Annotated in this window: 23 protein-coding genes; 3 read left to right on the plus strand and 20 right to left on the minus strand. The window is 41.9% G+C overall.

The features are described from left to right. Window positions 1-2: 2 nt before the first annotated feature. The 4 genes from pcaB to FY049_RS14130 form a co-directional block, all read right to left on the minus strand. A complete protein-coding gene (gene pcaB, locus FY049_RS14115; RefSeq protein WP_446083887.1) occupies window positions 3-1,358 on the minus strand; it encodes a 3-carboxy-cis,cis-muconate cycloisomerase in 1,356 nt (451 codons plus the stop codon). An 8-nt stretch (window positions 1,359-1,366) separates the two neighbouring features. Beyond that, complete coding sequence (pcaF, locus tag FY049_RS14120) at window positions 1,367-2,575, minus strand: 3-oxoadipyl-CoA thiolase (RefSeq protein WP_446083888.1); 1,209 nt, start codon at window positions 2,573-2,575, stop codon at window positions 1,367-1,369. A 133-nt stretch (window positions 2,576-2,708) separates the two neighbouring features. Next, window positions 2,709-3,362, minus strand: a complete 654-nt coding sequence (locus FY049_RS14125) for a 3-oxoacid CoA-transferase subunit B (RefSeq protein WP_004722148.1) — start codon at window positions 3,360-3,362, stop codon at window positions 2,709-2,711. Between the two features lie 2 nt (window positions 3,363-3,364). Then, complete coding sequence (locus FY049_RS14130; protein WP_224965054.1) at window positions 3,365-4,048, minus strand: 3-oxoacid CoA-transferase subunit A; 684 nt, start codon at window positions 4,046-4,048, stop codon at window positions 3,365-3,367. 251 nt (window positions 4,049-4,299) lie between these two features. On the opposite strand from FY049_RS14130, the gene pcaU reads away from it, so the two are divergent. Further along, complete coding sequence (pcaU, locus tag FY049_RS14135) at window positions 4,300-5,124, plus strand: IclR family transcriptional regulator PcaU (RefSeq protein ID WP_446083889.1); 825 nt, start codon at window positions 4,300-4,302, stop codon at window positions 5,122-5,124. A gap of 197 nt (window positions 5,125-5,321) precedes the next feature. Here pcaU and moaCB read toward each other — a convergent pair whose 3' ends face one another. From moaCB to FY049_RS14180, 9 genes are all read right to left on the minus strand, one after another. Continuing rightward, window positions 5,322-6,245 carry a bifunctional molybdenum cofactor biosynthesis protein MoaC/MoaB gene (gene moaCB, locus FY049_RS14140; protein WP_224965053.1) on the minus strand — a complete coding sequence of 308 codons (924 nt, stop codon included), beginning with the start codon at window positions 6,243-6,245 and terminating at the stop codon, window positions 5,322-5,324. Between the two features lie 86 nt (window positions 6,246-6,331). Continuing rightward, a complete protein-coding gene (locus FY049_RS14145; RefSeq protein WP_056516303.1) occupies window positions 6,332-7,036 on the minus strand; it encodes a molybdenum cofactor biosynthesis protein MoaE in 705 nt (234 codons plus the stop codon). A 1-nt stretch (window position 7,037) separates the two neighbouring features. Next, window positions 7,038-7,280, minus strand: coding sequence for a MoaD/ThiS family protein (locus tag FY049_RS14150; protein ID WP_056516484.1), 243 nt, complete (start codon window positions 7,278-7,280; stop codon window positions 7,038-7,040). A 79-nt stretch (window positions 7,281-7,359) separates the two neighbouring features. Then, the gene (moaA, locus tag FY049_RS14155) at window positions 7,360-8,469 is read right to left on the minus strand and encodes a GTP 3',8-cyclase MoaA (protein ID WP_446083890.1); all 1,110 of its coding nucleotides are present in this window, start codon (window positions 8,467-8,469) and stop codon (window positions 7,360-7,362) included. 184 nt (window positions 8,470-8,653) lie between these two features. Continuing rightward, the gene (gene mobA, locus FY049_RS14160) at window positions 8,654-9,289 is read right to left on the minus strand and encodes a molybdenum cofactor guanylyltransferase (RefSeq protein ID WP_446083891.1); all 636 of its coding nucleotides are present in this window, start codon (window positions 9,287-9,289) and stop codon (window positions 8,654-8,656) included. Continuing rightward, the gene (locus FY049_RS14165) at window positions 9,286-12,081 is read right to left on the minus strand and encodes a molybdopterin-dependent oxidoreductase (protein WP_446083892.1); all 2,796 of its coding nucleotides are present in this window, start codon (window positions 12,079-12,081) and stop codon (window positions 9,286-9,288) included. The genes mobA and FY049_RS14165 overlap by 4 nt, the downstream gene beginning before the upstream one ends. A 97-nt stretch (window positions 12,082-12,178) precedes the next feature. Further along, complete coding sequence (nirD, locus tag FY049_RS14170) at window positions 12,179-13,804, minus strand: nitrite reductase small subunit NirD (protein ID WP_056516316.1); 1,626 nt, start codon at window positions 13,802-13,804, stop codon at window positions 12,179-12,181. 93 nt (window positions 13,805-13,897) lie between these two features. Then, window positions 13,898-16,444 (minus strand): nitrite reductase large subunit NirB, encoded by a 2,547-nt coding sequence (gene nirB, locus FY049_RS14175; RefSeq protein WP_446083893.1) that lies wholly within the window; start codon window positions 16,442-16,444, stop codon window positions 13,898-13,900. A gap of 38 nt (window positions 16,445-16,482) precedes the next feature. Further along, window positions 16,483-17,859 (minus strand): MFS transporter, encoded by a 1,377-nt coding sequence (locus tag FY049_RS14180; protein WP_004722167.1) that lies wholly within the window; start codon window positions 17,857-17,859, stop codon window positions 16,483-16,485. Between the two features lie 431 nt (window positions 17,860-18,290). Here FY049_RS14180 and FY049_RS14185 point away from each other — a divergent pair, with 431 nt between their 5' ends. Continuing rightward, complete coding sequence (locus tag FY049_RS14185) at window positions 18,291-18,878, plus strand: ANTAR domain-containing response regulator (protein WP_004722169.1); 588 nt, start codon at window positions 18,291-18,293, stop codon at window positions 18,876-18,878. Between the two features lie 3 nt (window positions 18,879-18,881). Beyond that, window positions 18,882-19,874, plus strand: coding sequence for an ABC transporter substrate-binding protein (locus tag FY049_RS14190; protein WP_446083894.1), 993 nt, complete (start codon window positions 18,882-18,884; stop codon window positions 19,872-19,874). Between the two features lie 113 nt (window positions 19,875-19,987). Here the strand turns inward: FY049_RS14190 and FY049_RS14195 are convergent, their stop codons facing one another. The 7 genes from FY049_RS14195 to FY049_RS14225 are packed head-to-tail and all read right to left on the minus strand — an operon-like array spanning window position 19,988 to window position 25,907. Then, on the minus strand, window positions 19,988-20,422 hold the full coding sequence (locus FY049_RS14195) for an excinuclease (RefSeq protein WP_056516332.1): 435 nt from the start codon (window positions 20,420-20,422) through the stop codon (window positions 19,988-19,990). Window positions 20,423-20,436: 14 nt separating this feature from the next. Further along, complete coding sequence (locus tag FY049_RS14200) at window positions 20,437-21,657, minus strand: beta-ketoacyl-ACP synthase (protein WP_419280212.1); 1,221 nt, start codon at window positions 21,655-21,657, stop codon at window positions 20,437-20,439. After that, window positions 21,657-22,382, minus strand: a complete 726-nt coding sequence (locus FY049_RS14205) for a 3-ketoacyl-ACP reductase FabG2 (protein ID WP_446083895.1) — start codon at window positions 22,380-22,382, stop codon at window positions 21,657-21,659. The genes FY049_RS14200 and FY049_RS14205 overlap by 1 nt, the downstream gene beginning before the upstream one ends. Window positions 22,383-22,395: 13 nt before the next feature. Further along, a complete protein-coding gene (locus FY049_RS14210; RefSeq protein ID WP_004722180.1) occupies window positions 22,396-22,821 on the minus strand; it encodes an ApeP family dehydratase in 426 nt (141 codons plus the stop codon). Beyond that, window positions 22,818-24,023, minus strand: coding sequence for a beta-ketoacyl-[acyl-carrier-protein] synthase family protein (locus FY049_RS14215; protein WP_446083896.1), 1,206 nt, complete (start codon window positions 24,021-24,023; stop codon window positions 22,818-22,820). Before FY049_RS14215 ends, FY049_RS14210 begins: the two co-directional genes overlap by 4 nt. Then, complete coding sequence (locus FY049_RS14220; RefSeq protein ID WP_446083897.1) at window positions 24,007-24,603, minus strand: DUF3261 domain-containing protein; 597 nt, start codon at window positions 24,601-24,603, stop codon at window positions 24,007-24,009. Before FY049_RS14220 ends, FY049_RS14215 begins: the two co-directional genes overlap by 17 nt. Beyond that, on the minus strand, window positions 24,603-25,907 hold the full coding sequence (locus FY049_RS14225; protein WP_056516350.1) for an NAD(P)/FAD-dependent oxidoreductase: 1,305 nt from the start codon (window positions 25,905-25,907) through the stop codon (window positions 24,603-24,605). The genes FY049_RS14220 and FY049_RS14225 overlap by 1 nt, the downstream gene beginning before the upstream one ends. Between the last annotated feature and the right edge of the window lie 7 nt (window positions 25,908-25,914).

Genomic DNA, 25,914 nt, shown 5'->3' on the forward strand with positions numbered 1-25,914 from the left:
CATCATTTAGACACTCCTTGTGCTGCTTGTAGTACGGCATCAATTTGTGCCTGAATATTGCCCAAATAAGCGGCTGGTTTGAAAATCTCATCTAATGCCTGTGCACTTAGATGGACATTCACCTCAGTCATTGCTGACAATACTGTTTTTAAATGCTGCTGTTGCGCGATGGCTTGCTGACAAGCTTGCTCAACCAAATGATGCGCATTTAAGCGCCCAATTTTGGGTGCCAGTGCCATCATTGCCGCTTCTGCCATGATCAAGCCCTGAGTACACTCAAGATTACGTTGCATGGCTTGTGCATCGACTTGCATATGTTCAAGCACATCTGTCGTGCGTTCTAAAGCGCCTGCGCATAACTGGAAAATTTCAGGAATCACTAACCATTCTGCATGCCAAGTGCCTAAAGCACGTTCATGTTCTTGCAGCATATTTTGGTAGACACTTGCCATTAATGCTGGGACACGGTTGGCTGCTGCAAGTACGCAAGCTGCTGCAACTGGATTACGTTTATGTGGCATGGTGGATGAGCCACCACGACCTTTTGCAGTGGGTTCAAAGACTTCAGCAATTTCAGTTTGCATCAGCAAAGACCAGTCTTTTGCCATCTTGCCGACATTACCGACGATCAGGGCAAGTACACTGGCAATTTCAACGATACGGTCACGCTCACCATGCCATGTACACTCAGGTGAGGTTAAATTCAACGCCGCAGCATAGGCTTTAACCACAGCTGAACCTTGATCTTGTAATGATGCCAATGAACCTACAGCCCCGCCGAGTTGAGCAGTAAGCACGCGGCTTTTCATCTCGTTTAGACGATCAAGATCACGTTTAAATGCTGCAGCCCAACGTGCAAACTTATGTCCTAAGGTGATCGGTAAAGCTTGTTGCAACCATGTGCGACCGATCATGACTTGGGCACGATACTGTTGTGCTTGGTCTAATGAAACTTGATAAGCCAGTTGTAATTGTTTTTCGATCAGCCCTAATGCATCACGGCATTGCAGAATCGTCGCTGTATCAATAATGTCTTGGCTGGTTGCGCCCCAATGCACATAACGCGCTGTGTCTTCATCGTGTTGTTTTACAATCGCAGTAAATTGCTTTACCAAAGGAATCGCAATATTTCCCGCAAGTGCTGTGGCCGTTGCCAATGCTTCAAAATCAATTTTTGCTAAGGCCTGTTGTCCAACTTGTTCAATGATGCTGGCAGCGGATGGTGGAATCACACCCACTTGTGCCTGTGCTTTTGCCAAAGCCACTTCGGCTTGGATCATATAACCCAATAAGGCATGATCGCTAAAGATTGCTGTGACATCAGGCTGATAAAATAAGCTGGCGTATAACTGGCTCATCAGATACCTCACTCAACACGTTGAATAATTAATGCAATACCTTGCCCTACCCCAATACACATTGAACATAGGGCATATTTACCTTTGATCTGTTCAAGTTGATTTAAGGCAGTGGTCACCAGTCTGGCACCTGATGCACCCAAAGGATGACCTAAAGCAATTGCACCGCCATTGGGATTGACGCGTGCATCATCATCTGCCAAACCTAAATCACGGGTTACCGCCAAAGCTTGGGCAGCAAAGGCTTCATTCAGCTCAATCACATCCATTTGCGCTAAACTAAGATCAGCTTGTTTAAGCAGTTTCTTGATTGCAGGCGCGGGTGCAAAGCCCATAATTCGTGGTTCAACACCTACCGTGGTTGCTGCAATAATTTTGCCACGTGGTTTTAATTGGTATTTTTCTACAGCTTCATCTGAGGCGATCAATAACGCCGCTGCACCATCATTAATTCCAGACGCATTTCCCGCCGTGACCGTACTATCAGCTTTGACCACACCTTTGAGTTTTGTCAGTGCGGCTAAAGTGGTTGATGCACGTGGATGTTCATCGGTATCCACAAGCACAGCATCGCCTTTACGCTGTGGAATAGTGATAGGCACAATCTCATTTTTGAAAAAGCCTTGAGCTTGTGCTGCCGCAGTACGTTGTTGGCTGTTGAGCGCAAACTGATCTTGATCCGCACGGTTAATATTGAATTGTTCTGCCACGTTTTCAGCGGTTTGTGGCATGCTGTCCACACCATACAATTCTTTAAGTTTTGGATTGATAAAACGCCAGCCCATGGTGGTGTCTTCAATCTTTTGACTGCGTCCAAAAGCACTGTCCGACTTGCCCATCACATAGGGCGCACGGCTCATGCTTTCTACACCACCGGCAATGATTAAATCTGCTTCATTGGCTTTAATGGCGCGAGCTGCCATGGCAATCGCATCCAGTGACGATCCACATAGACGGTTCACAGTGGTTGCTGGCACTTGGTATGGCACACCTGCCAATAATGCTGACATACGCCCGACATTACGGTTATCTTCCCCAGCCTGATTGGCACAGCCATAGATCACATCATCGACTTGCTGCCAATCTACCGTTGGATTACGTTGTATCAATGCTTGAATTGGAATTGCACCGAGGTCATCTGCGCGTACTGGCGCAAGACCACCGGCATAACGACCAAATGGGGTACGGATGGCATCTATGATGTAAGCGTTTTTCATGTGTCTTTCCTTTTATATTGAATCCCCCCTTGCGAAGCAGTGCTTCTCACCTTTTTAAAGAGAGACTTTCTCTCTTATCTTTATGAAAGAGAAGAACTCCTCCCTTTCTTAAAGGGAGGTAGGGAGGGATTTATTATCCCTGTGTCGCATCAATCAATTGAGCACCCGTCAAAGCCTGTAATTCTTCAAAGCTCAGACCTGCAACTTTTTCAAGCACTTTTAAGCCATCTGTGGTCACATCAATCACGCATAAGTCAGTATAAATACGATCAACACAATGCTTACCTGTCACTGGATAGCTCAGCTCTTCAACAATCTTAGGCTCACCTTGCTTGGTCACATGATCTGTAGTGATAAAGACTTTCTTGGCCCCTACAGCCAAATCCATTGCACCACCCACCGCAGGAATCGCATCTGGCGCACCGGTATGCCAATTGGCAAGGTCGCCATTAGCCGCCACTTGGAATGCGCCCAATACAGCAATATCCAGATGTCCGCCACGCATCATGGCAAAAGAATCACCATGATGGAAAAACGAACCACCCGTTAGCATAGTCACATATTCCTTACCAGCATTAATCAGCTCAGGATCTTCTTCACCTTTGGCGGGTGGAGGACCAAAAGCCAATAAACCATTTTCAGAATGTAGAAATACATCTTTGTCTGTTGGCAGATATTTTGAAATCTTGGTCGGTAAACCAATGCCTAAATTGACATAAGCACCATCGGGAATATCTTGGGCAACACGTTCAGCAATTTGGTCACGGCTTAGTTTTTGGTAGCTCATTGTTATTCTCCATTACCATTGGCTGCATCAACTGCAACCACATGCTGAACAAAAATTCCTGGGGTAATAATGTGTTCAGGATCGAGTTGACCTAATTCAACCACCTCTGAAACCTGTGCAATGGTGACATCTGCAGCCATCGCCATGATTGGACCAAAGTTACGTGCTGATTTGTTATAAACCAAGTTGCCCCAACGGTCGCCTTGATGTGCTTTAATCAGTGCAAAGTCTGCTTTAATCGGATATTCAAGCACGTAGTCTTTGCCATCGATATGACGAGTTTCTTTGCCGTCTGCCAATAAGGTGCCAAAACCTGTTGGGGTAAACACTGCACCTAAACCCATTCCTGCAGCTTGAATACGACACGCGAGATTACCTTGAGGAACCAGTTCCAGTTCGATCTTGCCCGCATGGTAGAGTTCATCAAATACCCAAGAGTCCGACTGACGTGGGAAAGAACAAATGATTTTACGGACTGCACCCGATTTAAGCAGTTTAGCCAGACCGTAATCGCCATTGCCTGCATTATTATTGACAATCACCAGATCTTTAACGCCAAGTTCAATCAGCCCATCGATCAGCTCTGCGGGCTGTCCTGCTGTTCCAAAGCCACCAATCATAATGGTTGCACCATCTTTGATTTGTGATAGAACCTCGGTCAATGAGGTGGCGTTTTTATCAATCATCTGACTACTTCCTGTACTATGAATCACTCATTTTTTTCATCCTAGAAACCGATGAAACATAAGTTGAGTGTTTTGTTCGGATTTCTTATCTTTATTCTTGATAAATTTTGTATTTACTTCTAGGCTTAAAGACAGAATTTGTTCGATCATCATTTTTTATGTTCGATGATCGAACATTATCCCACTAAAACAGTCTGATTTTGATTGAGTATAATTTTAATGCAATTGGCTTTAAAATAAGGATCTGCGTTATGGATGATGAACACAACAAAACCACCCGATTAATCCATCATGCTGAAAATAAAAAGATCATTCGCCATGAAGATTTTATTGCAGGGATTGCAAAAGGTTTGGCAATTTTGGAATGTTTTGGGCCTGAACGACACCGCTTGAATATCAGCACTGCGGCTGAAAAAACCGGAATGACCCGTGCAGCAGCGCGTCGCCAGTTACTCACATTAGAATACTTAGGCTATTTAGACTTTGATGGACATTACTATTATTTAACCCCGAAAATCCTTAAATTCTCTGGTGCTTATTTAGATGGCTCCCCTTTACCTAAAATTTGCCAACCCTTATTAAATTTATTGACCAATCAAACCTCACTGATTTATTCCGTCATGGTGCTAGATGGTTATGAAGCGATTACCATTGCACGTAGTGCTGCACACCAACAAACAGACCGTGTTAATCCATATGGCTTACATTTAGGTAATCGCCTGCCAGCACATGCAACCTCTGCGGGGAAAATTTTGTTGGCACATTTAAATGTCGAAGAACAAAAACAGTGGCTTACCCAGTATCCATTAAAGCGTCTTACTAAATATACCTATACTGACAGTGAAGCCTTTATAGAATTACTGCATGAGATTAAAGAACAGGACTGGTGTTATTCCTGTGAAGAACATGAATTGGGGGTGCATGCTGTAGCCGTTCCAATTTATGACTCGAATGCGGTTGTTGTTTCCGCACTCAATATTGTCTCTCCTACCATACGTACAACCAAAGATTATTTAATTACGCATATTTTACCCTTACTGCAAGAAACAGCGCGGGATTTACGCCAAGTGATTTAATGGCTATTGAGATAACAAATTCGAGGGAGTTTCAAGGATGCTTCCCTGATCCATATACATTACCTGTGTATAGAGTACTAAGGTGAATGGAATAGTTTCAGCACCTAGATTTTGAGTGTGAATTAGTCACTGCAAGGCTTGATCAACTGAGATCAAGCCTTTGTCTACCCCTCAATCATAAACGATCACAACCTGATTTATTGGTAGCCGCCAACATGTGGAATGTTTTTTTGCACATCAAACAAATGAACCAAGGCTGGTAAAATCGCAATCAATGACTCTTTAGCGCCTTGGCGACTGCCCGGCAAAGTAATCACCAAACTCGTGTCTATATAGCCTGCAACGCCTCGACTAAGTGCCGCATAAGGGGTACGTCTCTGACCAAAACTACGCGAAGCTTCCATTAAGCCGGGGATTTCGCGTTGGAGTAAAGGTTGAATGGTCTCCACCGTTAAGTCTTTTGGGCCTAGTCCTGTTCCACCAACCGTCAAAATCAGCGGATAATGATTTTTTTGTTGTTCAATTAACGCCAATAGCTGTTCTGGAGAATCAGCAATCACTTGATAGTTCAGCTGACTAAAATTGGCTTGTTCAAGAATTTCTAAAACATTTTGCCCTGCTGTATCAGGTTTTTTTCCTGAAGCAACGGTATCTGATAAAACAATCACTGATGCAGATAAAGTCTGTTTGAGCGTTCGGGTAAAATGCGATTTACCGCCTTTTTTCAGTTGTAATTTACATTGGTCAAGGCATAAGTCTTCAGGTTCGCAGTGTGGTTTAAGCATATCGTATAGAGTTAAGCCTGCCAAACTGACTGCGGTAAGCGCTTCCATTTCTACGCCCGTAGGGCCAATGGTTTCAACCGTTGCAATAATTTCAACATGTTGTTCATGTAACTCATATTCAACATCTGCACGATATATCGGTAAAGGGTGACATAAAGGAATCAGTTCATCTGTGCGTTTTGCTGCCAAAATTCCAGCAATACGTGCCGTTTTTAGTGCATCACCCTTTTCGGTATTTCCTGTGCGTAACAGTTCTATGCAGTGTGCAGGCGCATATAAAATTCCTGTTGCTACTGCTGTCCGATAGCTATCTGCTTTCATCCCTACATTTTTCATTGCCTGTTCCTGATATGGCGGTATTTTTTACATGACAAAACATACTTTGTGAAGAACACTCTTTGTTAAGTTTGCTCGATATGTTTTTACATATGCCATTGATAAATTGTCTGTTCACACTGTTTGCTTAACAACACTTGCTGTTCAGCTTCATGATCCTTTTGTTGACTACTGTATTCTGAATGCGTGTGCCCTAAATGTGTAGATTTGGAATGATGTGCAAAAGAATGCTGAGGTTGATTGTGCTGAGATAAATGATCATCAGAAGCGCCATGTTCATGTTCACAGTCATGGTGGTGAAATGAATCCTTTTGTACTGAATGATCTTGTTCCACATCATCTTTTCGAATACAGCAACCCGCAACATATTGACTAGTGCCATCCAGATAAAATTCTTCTTTCCATACGGGAACCTCATGTTTTACCCGTTCTACTGCTTCTTCACAGGCAGCAAATGCTTCACGGCGATGCGCTGCATAAGCAATCGCAATAATGGCTTTTTCACCGATGTTTAAAGCACCAATACGATGAATGACTCGTACATAAGCCACCGCAAATTTTTGTTGAATCTCTTGCTCAATTTGACGAATCATTTTTTCTGAAACAGGCGCATAGGCGGTATATTTCAGCGCTTTGACCGCTTTGCCTTCATGATGATTACGTACTGTTCCAATAAAGATGCCAATGCCACCGCATTCAGGAAAGTCTTGAATCGGGTCAAAACTGTCTTGGGTTAAAGGGGTATCCTGAATTCTGTTGAATTGTTTAAGCGTTTGTTCAAATGTATGCATATCAACCTCCCGCAACAGGTGACAGTAAAACCACAGTACTATCCGATGTTAATAAGGTCTGACGTGGGATAATGTCTTCGCCTATTGCACATGCACAACGCTCAAGCATGTTTCCTGCATGGGGATAAGCGCGTACCACATAATTCAAAATATCCGAAATCCTCATTTCAGACTCACATTGCAGGGTTAAATCAGTCGGCAGTAAACGTTCAATTGCACCAAAGCATTCAATTTTTACGATCATCTGCTGCTGGATATCTTTGAATTGATTGGCGATATTTGCCAAGTCTTGTGTATTTAAAATTTTAAATTGATCTAACATATTAACCTCCAATCATATACATACTGATTTTTCGAGATGATGAATGTTTTAATTTTGGCTGTTGATGAATCTCCTCAAAGCCTTGTTTCTTCTGCCAAATATAATCAGACAAAGTATCTTGTAATTGTCTATGCTGTGGCGAATCTAATGTTATTGGCGAATATACAGCTGCATTTGGTGAACTGGTTTGCGCTAATCGGAGAGGCTCTAAAACAGGTGAATCTTGATTCAATGCCTTAATTTGTGCTTTTAGGTTGATCCCCTTTGGCGCAAATAGACAATTATAAAAATCACCTTGTGCGGTTAAACGCACACGGTCACATGTGCCACAAAATGAATTGGTAATGGTCGAAATGATGCCAATCGGATAACCATCAATAAAATACTGCCGTGCAGGCTCGGAAGACTGTCCTTGCTGTAAAGTGACAACAAAGTCCTGCTTTAATTGAGCTAAAATTTCTTGCTCACTGACAATATCGGCTTGCGACCAAAGCCCAGCGCCATCCAAAGGCATAAATTCAATAAATCGCACGGTAAAATAGTGTTGAATTGACCAGTGTGCTAAGGGCAAAATCTGATCATCATTGATGCCTTTGATCAATACAGCATTGATCTTGATCTTAAAGCCTGCTTGTTGTGCTGCGACAATGCCCGCTAAGACGGGATGTAGTTCTTTTTGAGTCAGTGCCTTAAATTGTGCTGGATCTAGACTATCCAGACTGATATTCAAGTCATCTAAACCCGCTTGTTTTAACTGGCTTGCGTATTGTTTAAGATAGTGCGCATTGCTGGTCATTGAGATACGTTTGAGCCCCAGTTTTCTTAATTTTTGTAGCTCATCAATAAAGTGCACCACACCTTGACGCATTAACGGCTCACCACCTGTGATCCGAATCTGTTCAATGCCATGCCGCACCATAAACTCACAAAACACATAAAGTTCTTCAAAACTGAGTAAATCGTGTTTTTTCATCCATTCAGGATGTCCGGGCATACAATAGAGACACTTAAAATTACAGCGATCTGTCACTGAAATTCGGAGTTTACGCTTGCTACGACCATATTGATCGACAAAAGCCGTACCCACTTCGTATTGTGTCATTGCATTCATTTACACATCCCAAGCACGATTTAAATTCAAGATTGTTTAAAACTTAAAATCTGCGCTATTTTATTGATATTGAAATTGCAAAAAGTGTTCCAACTTTGATCATTCACTAATACGCTTAAGCTAAAATCTGCTCGAATTCTCTCAAAAATAGAGATTTGCAAAAAACGAGTCCAAACCAAGCCAATCAATGTAAAAACTTGAGCTGTTGATATTGCTGTAATTCGTCCAAAGAATTGATGCTGTGAAAAAACAGTGCATGATTTTCAAATAACGCTTCCTGAGCGTGCAAATCAGAAAAACATACCTTTAAACTGCGTTGTCCTTGTTCAAGATGAGTGCAGATTTGATTTAAAGCACTGCGCTTTAACAAGCAAAATGGATATAAGGCTTTGCCATTGATATTGACATAAGCCACTTGTGCCAAAGGATGACCCACTAAAGCCATATGTAAGCTTTCAATAACATCAGGTGGAATAAATGTCACATCACAGGGCACAAAAAGTACATAGTCAGATGTCACATAAGACCAGGCACTTTTTATTCCCATCAACGGGCCATAAAAGCCTTTTTCATCATCCTGATAGCAATACAAACTGGGAATAAGTTTTTGATAAATTGAATAATCACGGTGGCTATTGACCCAGACCTGCGCGACTCGATTTTTTAGTTGTTGGTGGATCTTGATCAATTGAATTTGATCATCGAACTTCTGTAATAGTTTATTGATTCCATTCATACGCCTTGCCTGACCACCTGCAAGAATGACAAGATCAGTTTGTGGATATTGCTTGGCTTTCTTGGGTTTTATAATTCTTTTCATTGTGTAAGCTCCGCTTGACAGGCTTTAATCAATCCGCGAATTTCAGGTAGACATGAACCACAATTACCGCCTGCTTTTAGACATGCAGTCACTTGTTTTTCATGATTAATATTGTTTTCTTTAATAGTTTGAATAATTCGATTTTTGCCCACCTTAAAGCAACTACATACCAATGGCCCTTCACTATTGCCCATCGACATGGCTTGTCCAGCAAGTAACGCTTTACGATGCATCGCACTTAAACGATCACGCTTAAATAAACTGGCAACCCAATCACGATCAGGCAATAAGGCTTTGGGTGCAATATATAAACTTGCAATAAGGCGACCTTCTTTTAACACCACACTATGGCTGATGTGTGCAGTTTGATCTTCCAAGTTAAGCCATTCAAAACTTTCATCCTCAAAGGGTAAAAGTTGTTTGAGATGTTGGGTAGTTTGGGTAAAACGACGACGATCCGCCAATTCATAGCGCACTGCTTTGGCGGTCTGAATTTTTGTCCACCACACCGTATTTTCGATGCTATTTTTAACAATGTGTTCATACCCTTCACGGACATAAAATACCCCTTGCCACTGGGTATAAAATGGCTGAATCAACACAGGGGTATGTTTGAATTCTGGCTCGCCTGAAATTGCATCTACCACTGGATTGACTACTTTGCCAATACGGGCATCCGAAGCAAATTGATCATTCCAATGAATCGGGGCAAAAATCTGCCCACGGCGGATATTGTCACTGAGTACAGTACGCAAGACACAATTACCCCAAGCCGATTTGATTTCGACCAATTCGCCTTCTTTCAAGCCATATTTCAATGCATCATTGGGATGAATTTCACAAAAGGGTTCTGCTTTATGGGTGCTTAAATTGGCAGATAGACCTGTGCGGGTCATGGTATGCCACTGATCTCGAATCCGTCCTGTATTGAGAATTAAAGGATATTCAGTATTGCTTTGATGGACTGGATCTATCGCCATCGTGGCAATAAATTTAGCTTTGCCATCTGCATGGCTAAACTGCCCCTGTGAAAACAATTGTGCGAATGCATGCTCAGCCTGATTGCGCATGATCACAGGCCATTGAATGGGCGCCAATTGATCATATTCATCCAATGAAAGATCAGTTAAACCTTGTAAATTGAAGTAACGAAAGCTTTGTGCATTTGATCGCGCATTAATCTCTGCATTTTGATAGGCAGATAACAATGCATGTTCTTTAAAAATCTCGTGGCTATTTGCAAAATCAAAGCCAGTAAATCCAAGCTTTTTAGCCACTTGTGCCACAGCCCACCAATCCGCTTTGGCCTGCTCAGGTGGGTCTAAAAAAGCACGTTGTCGTGAAATACGGCGTTCTGAATTGGTGACCGTACCATCCTTTTCGCCCCACCCCAATGCAGGTAAGAGCACATCGGCAAACTGAGTGGTGTCGGTATCTTTGCAAATATCAGAGACCACAACAAACTCACAACTGTTTAAAGCACGTTTGACCTGATCGGCATTGGGGAGGCTGACCACCGGATTGGTCGCCATAATCCAAATGGCTTTAATCTTGCCACTTTCCACTGCTTCAAAAAGATCAACGGCTTTTAATCCAACGTGTTTGGCAATGCTTGGACTGTTCCAAAAACTTTGCACAAGCTGTTGATGTTGTTGATTGTCTAAGTCCATGTGTGCTGCCAGCATATTGGCAAGACCACCCACTTCACGCCCACCCATTGCATTAGGTTGTCCTGTCATAGAGAACGGTGCTGCGCCCAACTTTCCAATTTTACCCGTCAACAAATGACAATTAATGATGCTATTGGCTTTGTCCACACCACGTGAAGACTGGTTTACCCCCATTGAAAATAGGGTCATGACTTTTTCAGTTTGGGCAAACTTTTCAAAAAAGAGCTGGAGTTTTTCTAGCGAAATTCCTGTTTTCACTGCAACATCTTGGATATCTGTTTCAGCTTGCGAACTTTTTAGTGCCGTATCTAGCCCTTGGGTATGAGCCTCAACAAATGCGCTATCCGCATAACCCTGTTGATGTAAATATTGTAATAACCCATTAAACAAGGAAACATCTTGACCAATCAAAATAGGCAAATGCAAATCAGCTGCTTCACATGTGGCAGTAAAGCGTGGATCTATCACCACCACAAATAAATCACTTTGCTTTTGTTGTCTTAATTCTTTGGCTTTCATGATGCGTTGATACATCACGGGATGACACCATGCTGTATTTGAACCGACCAAAATCACCATGTCAGTATGTTCAAAATCATCATAACTTGCAGGTACTAGATCCTCACCAAAAGCACGCTTATGTGCGGCAACCGCCGAAGACATACACAATCTTGAATTGGTATCGATATTGGCTGTGCCCAAATAGCCTTTAACGAATTTATTTACCACATAATAGTCTTCCGTCAACAACTGACCCGAAACATAAAATGCGACACTGTCACGACCATATTGCTCGATATAGTGTTGGAATTTATTGGCAATTAAATCTGTTGCGCTATCCCAATTTGTGACTTGCTGATGGGGATGACGCCCAAGCATCGGATGTAAAACACGTGTGCCCAACCCCAGCGTATCGGATAAATTACTGCCTTTAATACACAGTTTTCCGTAATTCGAGGGATGATTGACATCGCCAACCACAGACACTTTTGGTCCTAGCGTGGTGTCTTGCACTGTTGCTGTGACACCACAGCCTACACCACAGTAAGGACAAGTGGTTTGTGCGCTTGTGATCTTATGTTCTGTGGAGCTAGGCAGTTCCATTACAGGGATACTATTCATTGCTGCTGTGCTCCTCAATGCTATACATTCACTTGAATATGGCTTTCAGTTTTAATCGCCCCCTCCTGTTAAGATGAAGGGGGTTAAGCGATATAAATCAGCCTGCTTTTTTTAATGCAAAATCCCGACCAAATAACAATTTATTGCGAATCGAAGAAATTGGGGTTTTATCAGCAATCAATTCAGCGTACCAAGTGCCATCCTCTGTATCACCAAACAGTACCGCACCAACGACTTTATCCTTTTGAATAATAATGCGTTTGTAGATTTGACGTTTTTCATCATTCAGAATAATGTCTTCGAAATCTTCTAGAGGTTGACTGTTTTCTAAATCAATGCGGCCTGCTGAAAAAACATCACAACCACTGACTTTTAACTGGGTTGGAACAGTCGGTGCTTTAAAGGTCAAACTGCCGTGTTCGGCCAAATGTGATGCACAAATAAAGGCTTGACCCCATAAAGGTTCTACCAAACCAAAAGTTTGGTTACGATGCTCAATACATTCACCCACTGCATAAATACTTGGATCATAGGTTTGCATGGTGTCATTGACCAACACACCGCGATTACAGCGTAAACCCGCACTTTGTGCCAAAGCCATATTTGGGCGAATACCCACGGCAAAAACCACCAGATCTGCATCTAAAAGCGTGCCATCTTTTAACCGAACCTGGGTGACATGACCATTTTCACCGAGTAATTCTTCTGTATTGGCTTCTGTGATGATCGGAATGCCCTTTTGCTCAATTGCTGTTTTCAACATTTGACTGGCTTTAGCATCAAGTTGGCGATCCATAATGCGATCCATCAAATGCAAAACCGTCACATTCATACCACGTTGCTTTAAACCATATGCGGCTTCTAGCCCCAATAGACCACCACCAATCACCACGGCATTGTTTTTAGATTTGCAGTAGTCGAGCATATTATTGACATCATAAATATCACGAAAGCTCAACACGCCATCCAAATCTGAGCCTTTGACTGGTGGAATAAATGGTTTTGAACCCGTTGCTAAAATCAAACGGTCATAGCTCACCACCACACCTTTTTCGGTATAGACTTGCTTACGGGGACGGTCAATACGTACCGCAGCATCACCCGCAATAAAGCGAATATTTTTATCGGCATACCATGAATGGGGATGTAGCATAATGTCGTCAATGGTTTTATCCCCTGATAAGACAGGCGACAGCATAATCCGGTTATAGTTACCCCAAGGCTCCTCACCAATCACCGTCACGTCGTAACGATCAGGTGCCATATCAAGCAAATCTTCCAAGCAACGCATCCCTGCCAATCCGTTCCCCACCAGAACTAAATTGATTTTTTCCTGAGCCGTACCATTATTGGTGATATAAGTTTTTTGTGGGGTTGGACTGACCCAAACCCGACCATTTTCAATTTTGCTTGGAAAAACCAATAATTTTTGATCTTTGTCTTCTAAACAACGGCCTGTAGCTAAACTAAAATGTTGCTTATAAATCGGTGATGCAACTACACGTTCACCTTGTAAATCACCAATAATTCCACGTGACATGACAAAGGCTTTGCTAAATGGGTCTTGGTTGCTCAGCGCATATACACGCTTTTCACTGCCTACCCGAAAAATAGCCACTTGTTGTTGCCCGAGTAATGCACCTACACCTGTATTGGGCGTAATGTCTTGCAATGCACAAATATCCAGCCAATCGAGTTCATTCATATCTTTTAAAATGGTCATTGTATTTATCCTTTTAACAACGTTGATCAGATCTTCCACGAGACTTGTTTTTAAGCTGTGGAATAAGGCCAATAAAAGCAAGTGTTCATATGCTTATGCTTCAACTACAGGAATACGGCTCTGATCACGTTCTGATTCAGTTTTTGGGCGAATTTGCCCACGGACTTTGGCAAACTGAATATGTGGATCTTGCTGTTGCTCAGCTTTGGCATTAATAAAGGTCACAAAACGTTTACGTACTTCAGGATCTTCCACCGCAGTGCGCCATTCGTCTTGATAAGTGCCTACCACATGGCTCATTCGACGTTCAAGTTCAGCAGCAACCCCTAAGGAATCATGCACAACAACATCTTTAAGATAATCCAAACCACCTTCCATATTGTCACGCCATACTGAAGTTCGTTGTAAACGATCCGCTGTTTGGATATAGAACATAAAAAAGCGGTCGATATATTGAATTAAAGTTTGCGTATCTAGGTCAGAAGCTAAAAGTTCTGCATGGCGAGGTTTCATTCCCCCATTGCCACAAACATATAAGTTCCAGCCTTTTTCAGTGGCAATCACCCCAACATCTTTGCTTTGTGCTTCGGCACACTCACGGGTACAGCCCGAAACTGCCATTTTTAATTTATGTGGGGAACGCAAACCTTTGTAGCGATTTTCAAGGAAGATGGCTAAACCGACCGAGTCATCGACACCATAACGACACCATGTGCTCCCCACACAAGATTTAACAGTACGTAATGACTTGCCATAGGCATGACCAGACTCAAAACCAGCATTGATCAGCTTTTCCCAAATTTCTGGCAATTGATGGACTTGTGCTCCAAATAAGTCTACCCGTTGCCCACCGGTTAGCTTGGTATATAAACCATATTCTTTGGCAATCTGACCGACTGCAATCAAACCATCTGGCGTCACTTCACCGCCTGCCATACGTGGTACAACAGAATAAGAACCATCTTTTTGAATATTGCCTAGATAGTAGTCATTACTGTCTTGCAACCCAGCATGATTTGAGGTGAGAACAAAGTCATTCCAGCAAGATGCCAAGATATTGGCCGCTGTCGGTTTGCAAATATCACAACCTAAACCATGCCCATGTTGTTGAATCAAATCATCAAAGCTTTTAATTTCATTGACCCGTACCAAGTGATACAACTCTTGGCGTGAGTAAGCAAAGTGTTCACAAAGATGATTATTGACCGTTACCCCTTGGCGTTGTAATTCAGATTTTAAAACTTGGGTCACTAAGGGTGCACATCCACCACATGCGGTTGCGGCTTTGGTACATTTTTTTAACGCACCTAATGAGGTCGAACCCTCTGCAATTGCACTACAAATATCTGCTTTAGAAACGTTATTACATGAACAAATCGTGGCACTGTCTGGCAATAAATCTACACCACTACCTCCCGCTTTTGCTGAAGATTGTGCATAGCCCGGCATGATTAAACTTTCTGGATTTTCAGGTACAGCCAATCCATTGAGCATCATTTGCAATAAGTCGTTATATTCTTTGGCGCAACCGACCAGTACCGCACCTAGTAATTGGGTTTTCTCTGCATTGACCACGATCTTTTTATAGACCATTGCATCCTCATCGGCATAGAAATAGCTCAATGCATTTGCAGTCATGGCATGAGCATCGCCTACCGATGCCACATCGACACCCATCAGTTTTAGCTTGGTGCTCATGTCTGCGCCAGCAAATGTAGGGCAACTTTGTTGCATCACATGCTTTGCCGCAATCCTTGCCATGTCATAACCGGGCGCCACTAAACCATAAATTTTATTGTTCCATAAGGCACATTCACCAATTGCATAAATGTCTGCATCTGAGGTTTGGCAATAATCGTTGATCACAATACCGCCACGCTCACCTAAAGCTAAACCACTTTGGCGCGCCAATTCATCACGTGGGCGAATCCCTGCTGAAAATAGAATAATATCTGTTTCAAGCTCTGAACCATCTGCAAACTTCATCACATGGGTGCTATTCACACCGTCTTCTATAGATGAAGTGGCCTTTTGGGTATGGACTTTCACGCCTAAATTTTCAATCTTGGCGCGTAAAACTTTTCCGCCCAAATCATCAATTTGTACTGCCATTAAACGGGGTGCAAATTCAACAACATGGGTTTCCAAGTCTAAATCACGAAGCGCTTTGGCAGCTTCCAAACCCAACAAACCACCGCCAATGACCACACCAGATTTTGCCGATAAACTCGCTGCCCGAATCGCATCCAAGTCATCAATGGTACGGTAAACAAAACAGTTGTTACGGTCGTGACCTGAAATTGGTGGAACAAAAGCATAGGAACCCGTCGCAAGCACCAATTTGTCATAGCTAATCACATCGCCATGATTGGTGGTAATGCATTTATTGCAGGTATCTATATCAGTGGCTTTGGTGTTTAAGCGCAGGTCGATACCATAAGCATCGGCAAAGTCAGCACGACAGAGGGTTAAATCTTTTGCAGACTTCCCTGTAAAATATTCAGTCAAATGTACACGGTCATAAGCTAAACGGGGTTCTTCTGCTAAAATCGTGATTTCAACTTCATCACCTGCATGTTCCAGCACAGATTCAATAAATTTGTGCCCAACCATTCCATGACCAATCATCACTAATTTCATATCGATTCTCCTCGATTGTTTTTGCTCTTGTTATTCAATTAAGTCGCACTGTTTTGTTTAAGACTTACAGCATTTTGTTCCATGCTATTTCGCTCAAGTACCGCAGCTTCAAATAACTTTTGCTCTTTCTCTTTATGTTCAACCGAAAAACGGATCATCAATACACAACTTGCAGCAATCACCACCAAACCACCTAAAACCATCAGCGTCGTTTGAATATCCAACATGCCTTTTAATAAGAAACCAGCAGCAACAGCACCGACATTACCGCCTGCACCGATAATGCCAGCCACACCCCCCAAAGCATCGCGATCAATAAATGGAACCAGTGCATAGGTCGCACCGCAAGCCATATGGGTAAATAAAGCAAATACTGTCATGACCAAAATCGCCAGAATTGCGGTATTCATTTGAGAAAAGACAATCAGAAATACGCCTTCTAACAGGATCATGGCAAACAATACTTTAGTACGACCATCGAGACCTTTTTTAGTCGCCACCTTGTCTGAAACAATACCGCCAAGTGCACGGGCAAACAGTGCCAGTAAACCAAAAATCCCTGCGGCCATACCCGCTTCTTTTAAACCAAATTTGAAATGATCCACGTAGTACATTGCGACAATGTTGTGAATAAAAATTTCGATACCAAAACAAGCAGCATAAGCACCAAATAGAATCCAGACACGGTAGTTTTTTGCAGCATGTATTAAAATCGCCATACCACCTTTTTTATCACTGCCTACATGCAGACCTTGCGCACGAAGTTCTTTAAAATCACCTTGTGGGCAATCTTGAGTAAACTTCCAATACATTGCACCGACGATTAACATCATCACACCAGGTACAATCAGCGCAATTCTCCACCCCATGGCTTGTTCAACACCAAACATCACCAGTGCAGCAAGCATCAATGGCATCAAGGCTTGAGTTGCTCCACCACCCGCATTGCCCCAACCTGCGGTGGTTGCATTTGCAGTTCCCACCACATTTGGCGCAAACATAATACTGGTGTGATATTGCGTGATGACAAAGCTGGCACCAATTGCACCAATCAATAGACGGAAAAATAGAAAGGATTCATAACTATTGGCAGATGCCACACCAAATACAGGGATACTGCCGATAATCAGTAATGCGGTATAGGTTTTACGAGGACCGTATTTATCGCATAAGGGACCGACAATCAGACGTACTAAAATGGTGATGGCAACCGCGGCAATATTGATATTGGCAATTTGATCTTTAGTCAGATGGAATTCACCTGCAATAACAGGCATTAACGGCGCACAGGCAAACCATGCAAAGAAACAGACAAAAAAGGCGAGCCAACTCATATGGAAGGCCCGCATTGCTGCGCTGCTAAAATTGAAAAGATGAATTTTTGTCGCTTTTTTCGCATCTAAATTTGAAGACATAGCTTCGATCTCCTGAACTGAACGCATATAAGTTGCTGTTATGCACGAGGCATATCAGTAACGATCAGAACGGACGTCGTTGGCCGTCTTACAAATTTTGAAAGTCTTCTTTGACTTGGATTAAATCAATGCATAGTTCATGCCAGTTTTATATTTTGGCTATATATTTTTTTATTTTGCTTGAATACTCAGTACTTATGATTTAATGGTCGTGCATAAATAGCGCAATCAACCATCATGTTTTCTGTCTGTGCGGATAAAATGTAAATCATAAAACTGCATGTTTAGGAGGCAAATTGCGTCAATAAAGTGCATCACTTTTCTTTAACATCCTGCGACTATGATTTTAAACAGCAAATTTAATCCGAGATATTGGCATCTAAATTGCTTATATGCTGAAAGTTCATGTCAGGACAGATCTGAGTAGCGACATGCCAAAATTAAGAATTGCCCTGATCGATGATGATATAGAGCGGGCATCTTTTATCAAATCATCTTTGATCGAACATGGTTTCGAGGTGGTCGCATGCCTGATGATTGACCATTTAAACAGTACAGATCTTCAACACTTACATGCCGATGTGATTTTGCTGGATATGGACCACCCACATCGAGATATTATTGAAAGCTGCGTAAGTCAGTTTGATTTGCCCACTGTGCTTTTCACTAAAAACTCGCAAAAAGACACCATTAAAAGTGCCATTGAAGCAGGTGTAACTGCCTATATTGTCGATGGTATTGATCCTGAAAAACTGGAAAGTATTTTAGAAATTTCGATTGAGCAATTTAAAAAACATAAAAAACTGTTAAAAGATCTCAATGAAACCAAATGCAAACTAGCAGACCGAAAAGATATTGAAAAAGCCAAAGTGATGCTGATGCAGATGCATCAAATTGAAGAAGAACAAGCCTTCAGTTTGTTACGAAAAAATGCCATGAGTCACCGTATCACCATGGGGGAAATGGCAAGAAAGTTAATCGATGCTCAAGCCTTGCTACAAGCTAATTTCAAGGAATAAACAATGAACATACTTGAAACCACGGACATTCAATTAGGCTATATTCCTTTGCTGGATTGCACTGCAATACTTTGGGCACAACATCAAGGCTATTTTAGCGAGCAAGGCCTCAATGTTACGTTGGTGAAAGAACCTTCATGGGCCAGTTTACGTGACCGTTTAGCTTTTGGTATTTTAGATGCCGCACATTGTCTTTCTGCCATGCTTCCTGCTGCTGCGACAGGCAATGATCAACTGGGTATTCCCTTACAAACCTCATTGGTGTTGAGTACCAATCGTGCATTTATCAGCTTGAGCCAAAAATTGTGTTATGAATTAAAAATTCACATGCAAGATAGCGCGCAAGAGTCAGCAGCAAAAGTGGTTCAAGCCTTAAAACAAGGCGATAAAATACAACTGGCCCATGTGTTTAAACAGTCCATCCACCATTATTGTTTAAGAGAATGGTTGGCTTTGGCAGATCAAGAGCTAGCCAAAAAATATCAACCATCCACACTGCCCCCTTCCTATATGGTGGATGCGATTTCATCACAACTCATTGATGGATTCTGCGTCGGTGAACCTTGGAATATCCAAGCGCAGATTGAAGGTTATAGTTATGTGATTGCCGAGAGTAAACAGATTATTCCTGAAGTCGCGGACAAAGTTTTGGCGACCACCCATGAATGGGCAAACAAGCATCCGAATACCTTAAATGCATTGCAGACAGCGATTCAGCAAGCACAGCATGATTTAAGTACCTTGCAATCACTACAACCCATATGGCACATGTTAGAAGACAGCGAGATTATCCGCTTCAACTGTTCACATTTGGTGCATACCTATGCGTTTCATAAAATACAAAATATTATTCGCTCTTTTGGTACACAAGACCGACCTAAACCAGATGATTTTGAATGGATTATTCAACAAATGTGTAAATGGGATAACTTAGAACTGGATACGGCACAAATCAAAAATATTTCGACACAATGCACAGGACATTTAATTGAATAGGCTAATGAAATTTTTAATCGTTAAATATTATTTTTTTTAATAGATTCAAAAGTATGAGCCAATGTCCATATCTTATTCTAAAAGATTACTAGACATTGGCACATGTTTACAGCTTAGAATTTAACGATATCGCCTTTTAAAGCCACACTCGCAAGTGCTGTACCTTTATAACATTGGTATGTGGTGGTGTTTTTTGATTCATTTGCTTTGAAATAGCTCACAATATTGGTCACTGCATTAGCACCTTTATCTTTTGCTGCGCTTTGCAATTGGATTAATGCTGAACGTAATACATGATCACAAGCCTTTTCCGCAGACTTTCCAAAACCATTGGTTTTTTTATTGCTAACAACCGCTTTTTCTAAAACTTGACCGCCAGATTTAGTCCCAGCAAGATAAAATTTTACCGATCCATCTAAAAATCCATCAGCCACAGCTCGATCTACAGCTTCTTTAAAATTGAGATTATGGACAGTGTCCGCAGCTTGTGCAGAGACGATTCCAGCAAAGCATAAAGTTGAAACAACAACCAAGTGTTTAAATGACATCGTTTTTTCCTCTTTTAAGTATGTTTTAAAATAATGGAGGTGTTGATCCCTCCGAATGCAAAATTATTGGTCATGATGGTTTTTGCATTCATCTCTCGTGGCTCTCGCACGATATAATCCAAATCACCACATAATGGGTCAATTTCATCCAAATTTAAAGTATGGATAAACTGTTGGCGTTGCAGCATTTCTATACTCAGCCAAGCTTCGATTGCACCACATGCACCAAGAGTATGTCCAAAATAACTTTTTAATGAGCTGATCGGTTTTTTACCAAATATACGTGCAGTGGCTTGAGTTTCTGCAACATCGCCTTGATCTGTCGAAGTCCCATGTGCGTTAATATAATCAATCTCTTGCGCAGAAATTGCGGCATCTTTAAGTGCCATGCGCATACATCTTTCCATCATTTCTGAATTTGGACGAGTGACATGCTCACCATCAGTATTGCTGGCATAACCGATGACTTCTGCATAGATCGTTGCACCACGTGCCAGTGCATGTTCATATTCTTCTAGCACTAAACAGCCAGCACCTTCACCAATCACCAAACCATCACGATTTTTATCAAATGGACGTGGTGTTTTTTCAGGTGTATCGTTCATCCCACTGGTGGCTAACAACACATCAAATACTGCTGAACCTGTCGCGCTGAGTTCCTCAGCACCACCCGCAAGCATCAGCTTTTGTTTACCTAATTTAATCGCCTCAAATGCCTGTCCGATTGCCATTGAACCTGAAGTACAGGCACTTGAAGTGGGTAAGGTTAAACCTTTTAAACCAAAATAAACCGTCATATTCACAGCGCTGGTATGTGACATCATTCGGATATACGTGGTCGCATTTAACTGACTCATGTCGTTGTCTATGAGCATTTTCCCAAACTCTTTGACTGCATCGACACTCCCCGCAGAGGAGCCAAAAGCAACCCCAGCATCACCACTTTTCAAAATAGGATGATCGATCAAGCCTGCATCTGCTAATGCTTTTTCAGCACAAATCACCGACATCAATGCAACTCGTCCCATCCCTCGCGTCACTTTACGATTAAAATGTTTAGGAACCTCAAAATGCGCTACTGGGCCTGCAATTTTGCAACGTAGATCGGTATAAATATCCCAATCAGGCATCACACGAATGCCATTTTTTGACGCTTGGAATTGGGCAAAAATTTCATCTGCCGTTTCACCCAGTGAGGTGATTCCCGACATTCCCGTCACAACAACACGTTTCATTAAATCAGTCCCCCATTCACCGAAATCACTTGCCGAGTAATATAGCTTGCGTGATCAGAGCAAAGGAAGTTCACCGTATGCGCCACTTCATCGACCTGTCCCATACGTTGTAATGGAATCATTTTTAAAGCATGTTCTTTTACTTCTTCTGTGACCATTTCCGTTTCAATCAATCCCGGTGCAACGCAATTCACCGTAATTTTTCTTTTTGCCAGTTCTAAAGCCAAAGCTTTGGTCGCACCAATCAATCCCGCTTTTGCCGCACTATAATTGACTTGACCACGATTCCCCATAATGCCAGAAACAGAAGAAAGCGTGACAATACGCCCGCCATGTTTTAGGCGAATCATCGGCATCACTAAAGGTTTTAATACATTATAAAAACCATCCAATGAGGTCGAAATTACTTCATCCCAGTCATTGTCAGTTAAAGCTGGAAATGCGCCATCATGAGTTAAACCAGCATTTAGCACCACACCATAAAATGCACCATAAAGCTCGATATCTTGTTCCAGTATCTGTCGGGTGTTTTCACGTTGTGTGACATCAAAAAGTAGCGCATAACTGTTTTGACCCAAAGCTTGGATTTCAGCGACCACTTGCTCAGCATCAGCACGTCTAGAACGTGCATGCACCACCACATCAAAGCCAGATTTTGCTAAAGCTAAAGCAATTGCTTTGCCAATCCCTCGACTAGATCCCGTCACTAATATTCTTCTCGACACACTTAATTCCTACTTATTGCTCAGCTTTCACAGGTGGTTCATAAACACTTAAAACTGCGCTAATTTTATGTTCTTCATAGCTTATTTCACAAGAGAATTGTGCCAAGCCTTCATGTAAATATTGTTGTTCAGCTCGAATGGTCAATGTTTTACCAAATTCAAAATAAGCCAAAGGTAAATTTAATTTGCGTGTTCCGAGCAAATAGCCGATTTGTGGCGCTTGCCCCGTTTTTTGTCCTTTTGCACCTGCAAAGGCACTAATCGTTTGTGCCATGAGTTCAATACTACTCCAAGTCGGCAAACCATGTTCATCACTAAACATCAATTCAGGTGTAATGGTTAGGTTGGCAAGTGCAAAATTCTCACCTAACTCAAGCAGTTGATCAACAAAAACCATCGGTTTTTCATGCGGAATAAATTGAATAGCATCTAAACTCATCTGATTTCAGTTCCAAAAATAAGGCTGACATTACTACCGCCAAAGGCAAATGAATTACTCATCACAAAACGCACAGGATCAGATTGAGTTAAATCATCCTGTTCAACGTAATGCTGATCATCCAATTCAGGATCAATCACGCCATTTTGATGAAGGGGTAACCAGTTTTGATCTTTAAGCACTTGCGTACAAATATAGGATTCCAATGCACCCGCAGCACCCAAGCAATGTCCGGTTTTATGCTTAGTGCTACTTAATGGAACAGCATAGTCCTGAAAGACCTGTCGGACTGCTTTAATTTCCATATCATCATTGTGTGTGGTTGCGGTGCCATGCAAATTAAGGTATTGAATATCTGAAGCTTTTAACTGTGCCTGATCCAGTGCTTTTTGCATTGCAGTTGCAGCACCTTTGCCTTCTGGATGCGGTGCAGAAATATGCCATGCGTCCATAGATTCCCCCGCAGAAATCAACATGACCGGTGCTGGTTCTTTACTGAGTAAAAATAAGCTTGCAGCCTCACCAATATTGATCCCATCCCGCTGATATCCACATGGGCTACAGATACCTACACTCAAATTTTCCAAGCTGTTAAAACCATTTAAGGTCAGTTTAGCGAGGGTATCTACGCCACCCACCAATACAGCATCGGCAAGCCCTGCATTAAGCAACCGTTGCCCGCTGGCAAAAGCTTTGGCACTTGAAGAACAGGCCGTAGAAATCGTATACGCAAGACCATCCCAGCCCAAATAGATTTGCAAAGCTTTGGCGAGATTACCCATTTCCTGTTTTTGCTGTTGAATCACGGTCTCAGTTTGGCCTTGAAAGTAGGCTTTTAATAAGGGCTCATTGTCCGAAATACCTGACGTTGAGGTCCCAACAATGATCGCAAGGCGCTTTTTATCAAACTTAGCCACATAGTCACGTAACTCAGATTCACATTGTGCAAGCGCAGTTAAGGCAAAACGTAAATTACGCGAGTCATAGTTTTGTAGCGCAACTGGAATATCGCTACATAACGGATGTGCATAAGCACCCACCCATACAGGCTGATCAAAAATCAAAGATTTATTCAGGGTTAAACTGTTTTCCAATGAGGTCAATTGTGCCTTGACCTGTTCAGGATGATCACCTAAAGCAGATAAACTGGCTGAACAATGAATGCCTACAGCGGGATGGTTTAAATCAATCTTTTTTGTCATTTTTTTGCTGATCTTCCACTTCATTTTGCTCTAATGAATTGTCTTTCAAAGTATTTTCCACAGGGCTAAAGATCATTTGATAAGGAACTTGCAGATTATCCAGCTCAATATGATCAGCATGCGTTTTTATCGTTAAAACATTTTTTTGATCGATTTCAATTTCAGTCTGATCAACGCTCTGTTTCACTTTAACATTTTCTAAATGATTTTTTGCAAAATCAGGATAAGTTGCAAATAGAATATCTCGAACCACAAAATCAAAAGGTAACAAACGCATCGGTTTTATCCTTTCATGCACCTGTACTTTTTGACCATCGAAATCCAGTCTAAACAGTTGTTGTCCAGTTAAGCTTAAAGCAAACATTTGCAAGTTTTTCGCCTGCTGTTCTTGGTAGAGTAAAAAGCTAAAACTTTGATTTTTCCAGATGACTTCAACTTGATCTTGACGCTGATAATGTGCCAAGGCTGGATCGACAGACCAAACCACAGGAACCAGACCTTGTGGCTGTGGATACATATTTTGACAGGCACCAAGCACTAACAACAGACTGATGCTCATTGCTTTTAACCAAATTTGCATTATTCGCTCTCAAGTATTTTGCTCTGTTCCAGATCCTGACGACAATACTCAGCCAAGGTATTTAAGCGTTGTCGTGCATTGCGATAGATTGGATTAGTTTCATCCCAAGCATAACCCGCCAATAATGACGCAATCATACGACGGATTTTTTCATTTTGATTTTTTGAAAATACCACATCTTGAAACTCACCGTCGTACCATGCTTCTACATAAGCACGAAATACTTTGATTCCTTTACGCAAAGGTTTTTCATATTCTTGCATCCAGTCTACTTGCCCACCTTGTAAGACTTGATCGACTAAAGGTACTGCCAAACTTGAAGACTTGAGTGCAATGGTCACCCCTGAAGAAAACACAGGATCTAAAAATTCACCCGCATTGCCCAGCAAAGCAAAATTGCGCTGTGCTAAGGTTTTAACATTTGCTGAATAGCCCACCAAAGTACGGATTGGCGTATCAAACTTCATATTACGCAGAACATGCGACAAACTCGGTTCATCTGCAAGAATATCTTTAAATAAAGCCAATAAGGCTTCAGGCTCATCAGAGATATAACCATAATGATCAAAGAAATCCTGTTCAGCAACAATCCCAAATGAACAGCGACCATCCGCAAACGGAATTAACCAATACCATCCACGATGATCTTTTTCATGTACCGTAATCAGGATTTTATTTCGGTCGAATTCAGGATCATCCAAGATCCCATCTTCAATATGACTAAACACCGCACGGCGTACTGGGAAATTTGAAGGGCTTTCCAGATCTAGAAGTTTCGGCAAAATACGACCGAATCCACTGGCATCCAGTAAAAATTTAGCCTGAATTTGATAGATATTTTCCTGCTCATCTTTAACGGTTAATACAGGATGATCAAGCTCTACATCAACTGCAACAACCTCATGTCCAAAACGAATTTCAGCCCCATATTGTTCAGCTTGCTGTGCTAAAAGATGGTCGAAATTGGCACGTCTAATCTGCCATGTCGTTCCAGGACCTTCACTAAATTTTTGAGTAAAATCGTAGTAGCTGCGTTGATGACCACGTAAAAATGCTGCCCCATTTTTAAATTGAAATGCATATTCTTCAACATGTTCACGTACTGTTTCTAATAAGCCCGCCTCTTCTAAAAACACCATACATTGTGGCAAAAGTGATTCACCGATCGAAAAGCGAGGAAAATGCTGCTTTTCAATGATCACCACTTGATAACCTTTGTGTCGAAGCAGTGCTGCTGCGGAACTTCCCGATGGTCCTGCCCCGATGATCACCACATCTGTTTGTTGTAAATCTAAACCCTTCATGAATTCA

This window comes from Acinetobacter sp. 1125_18A, assembly GCF_052824985.1.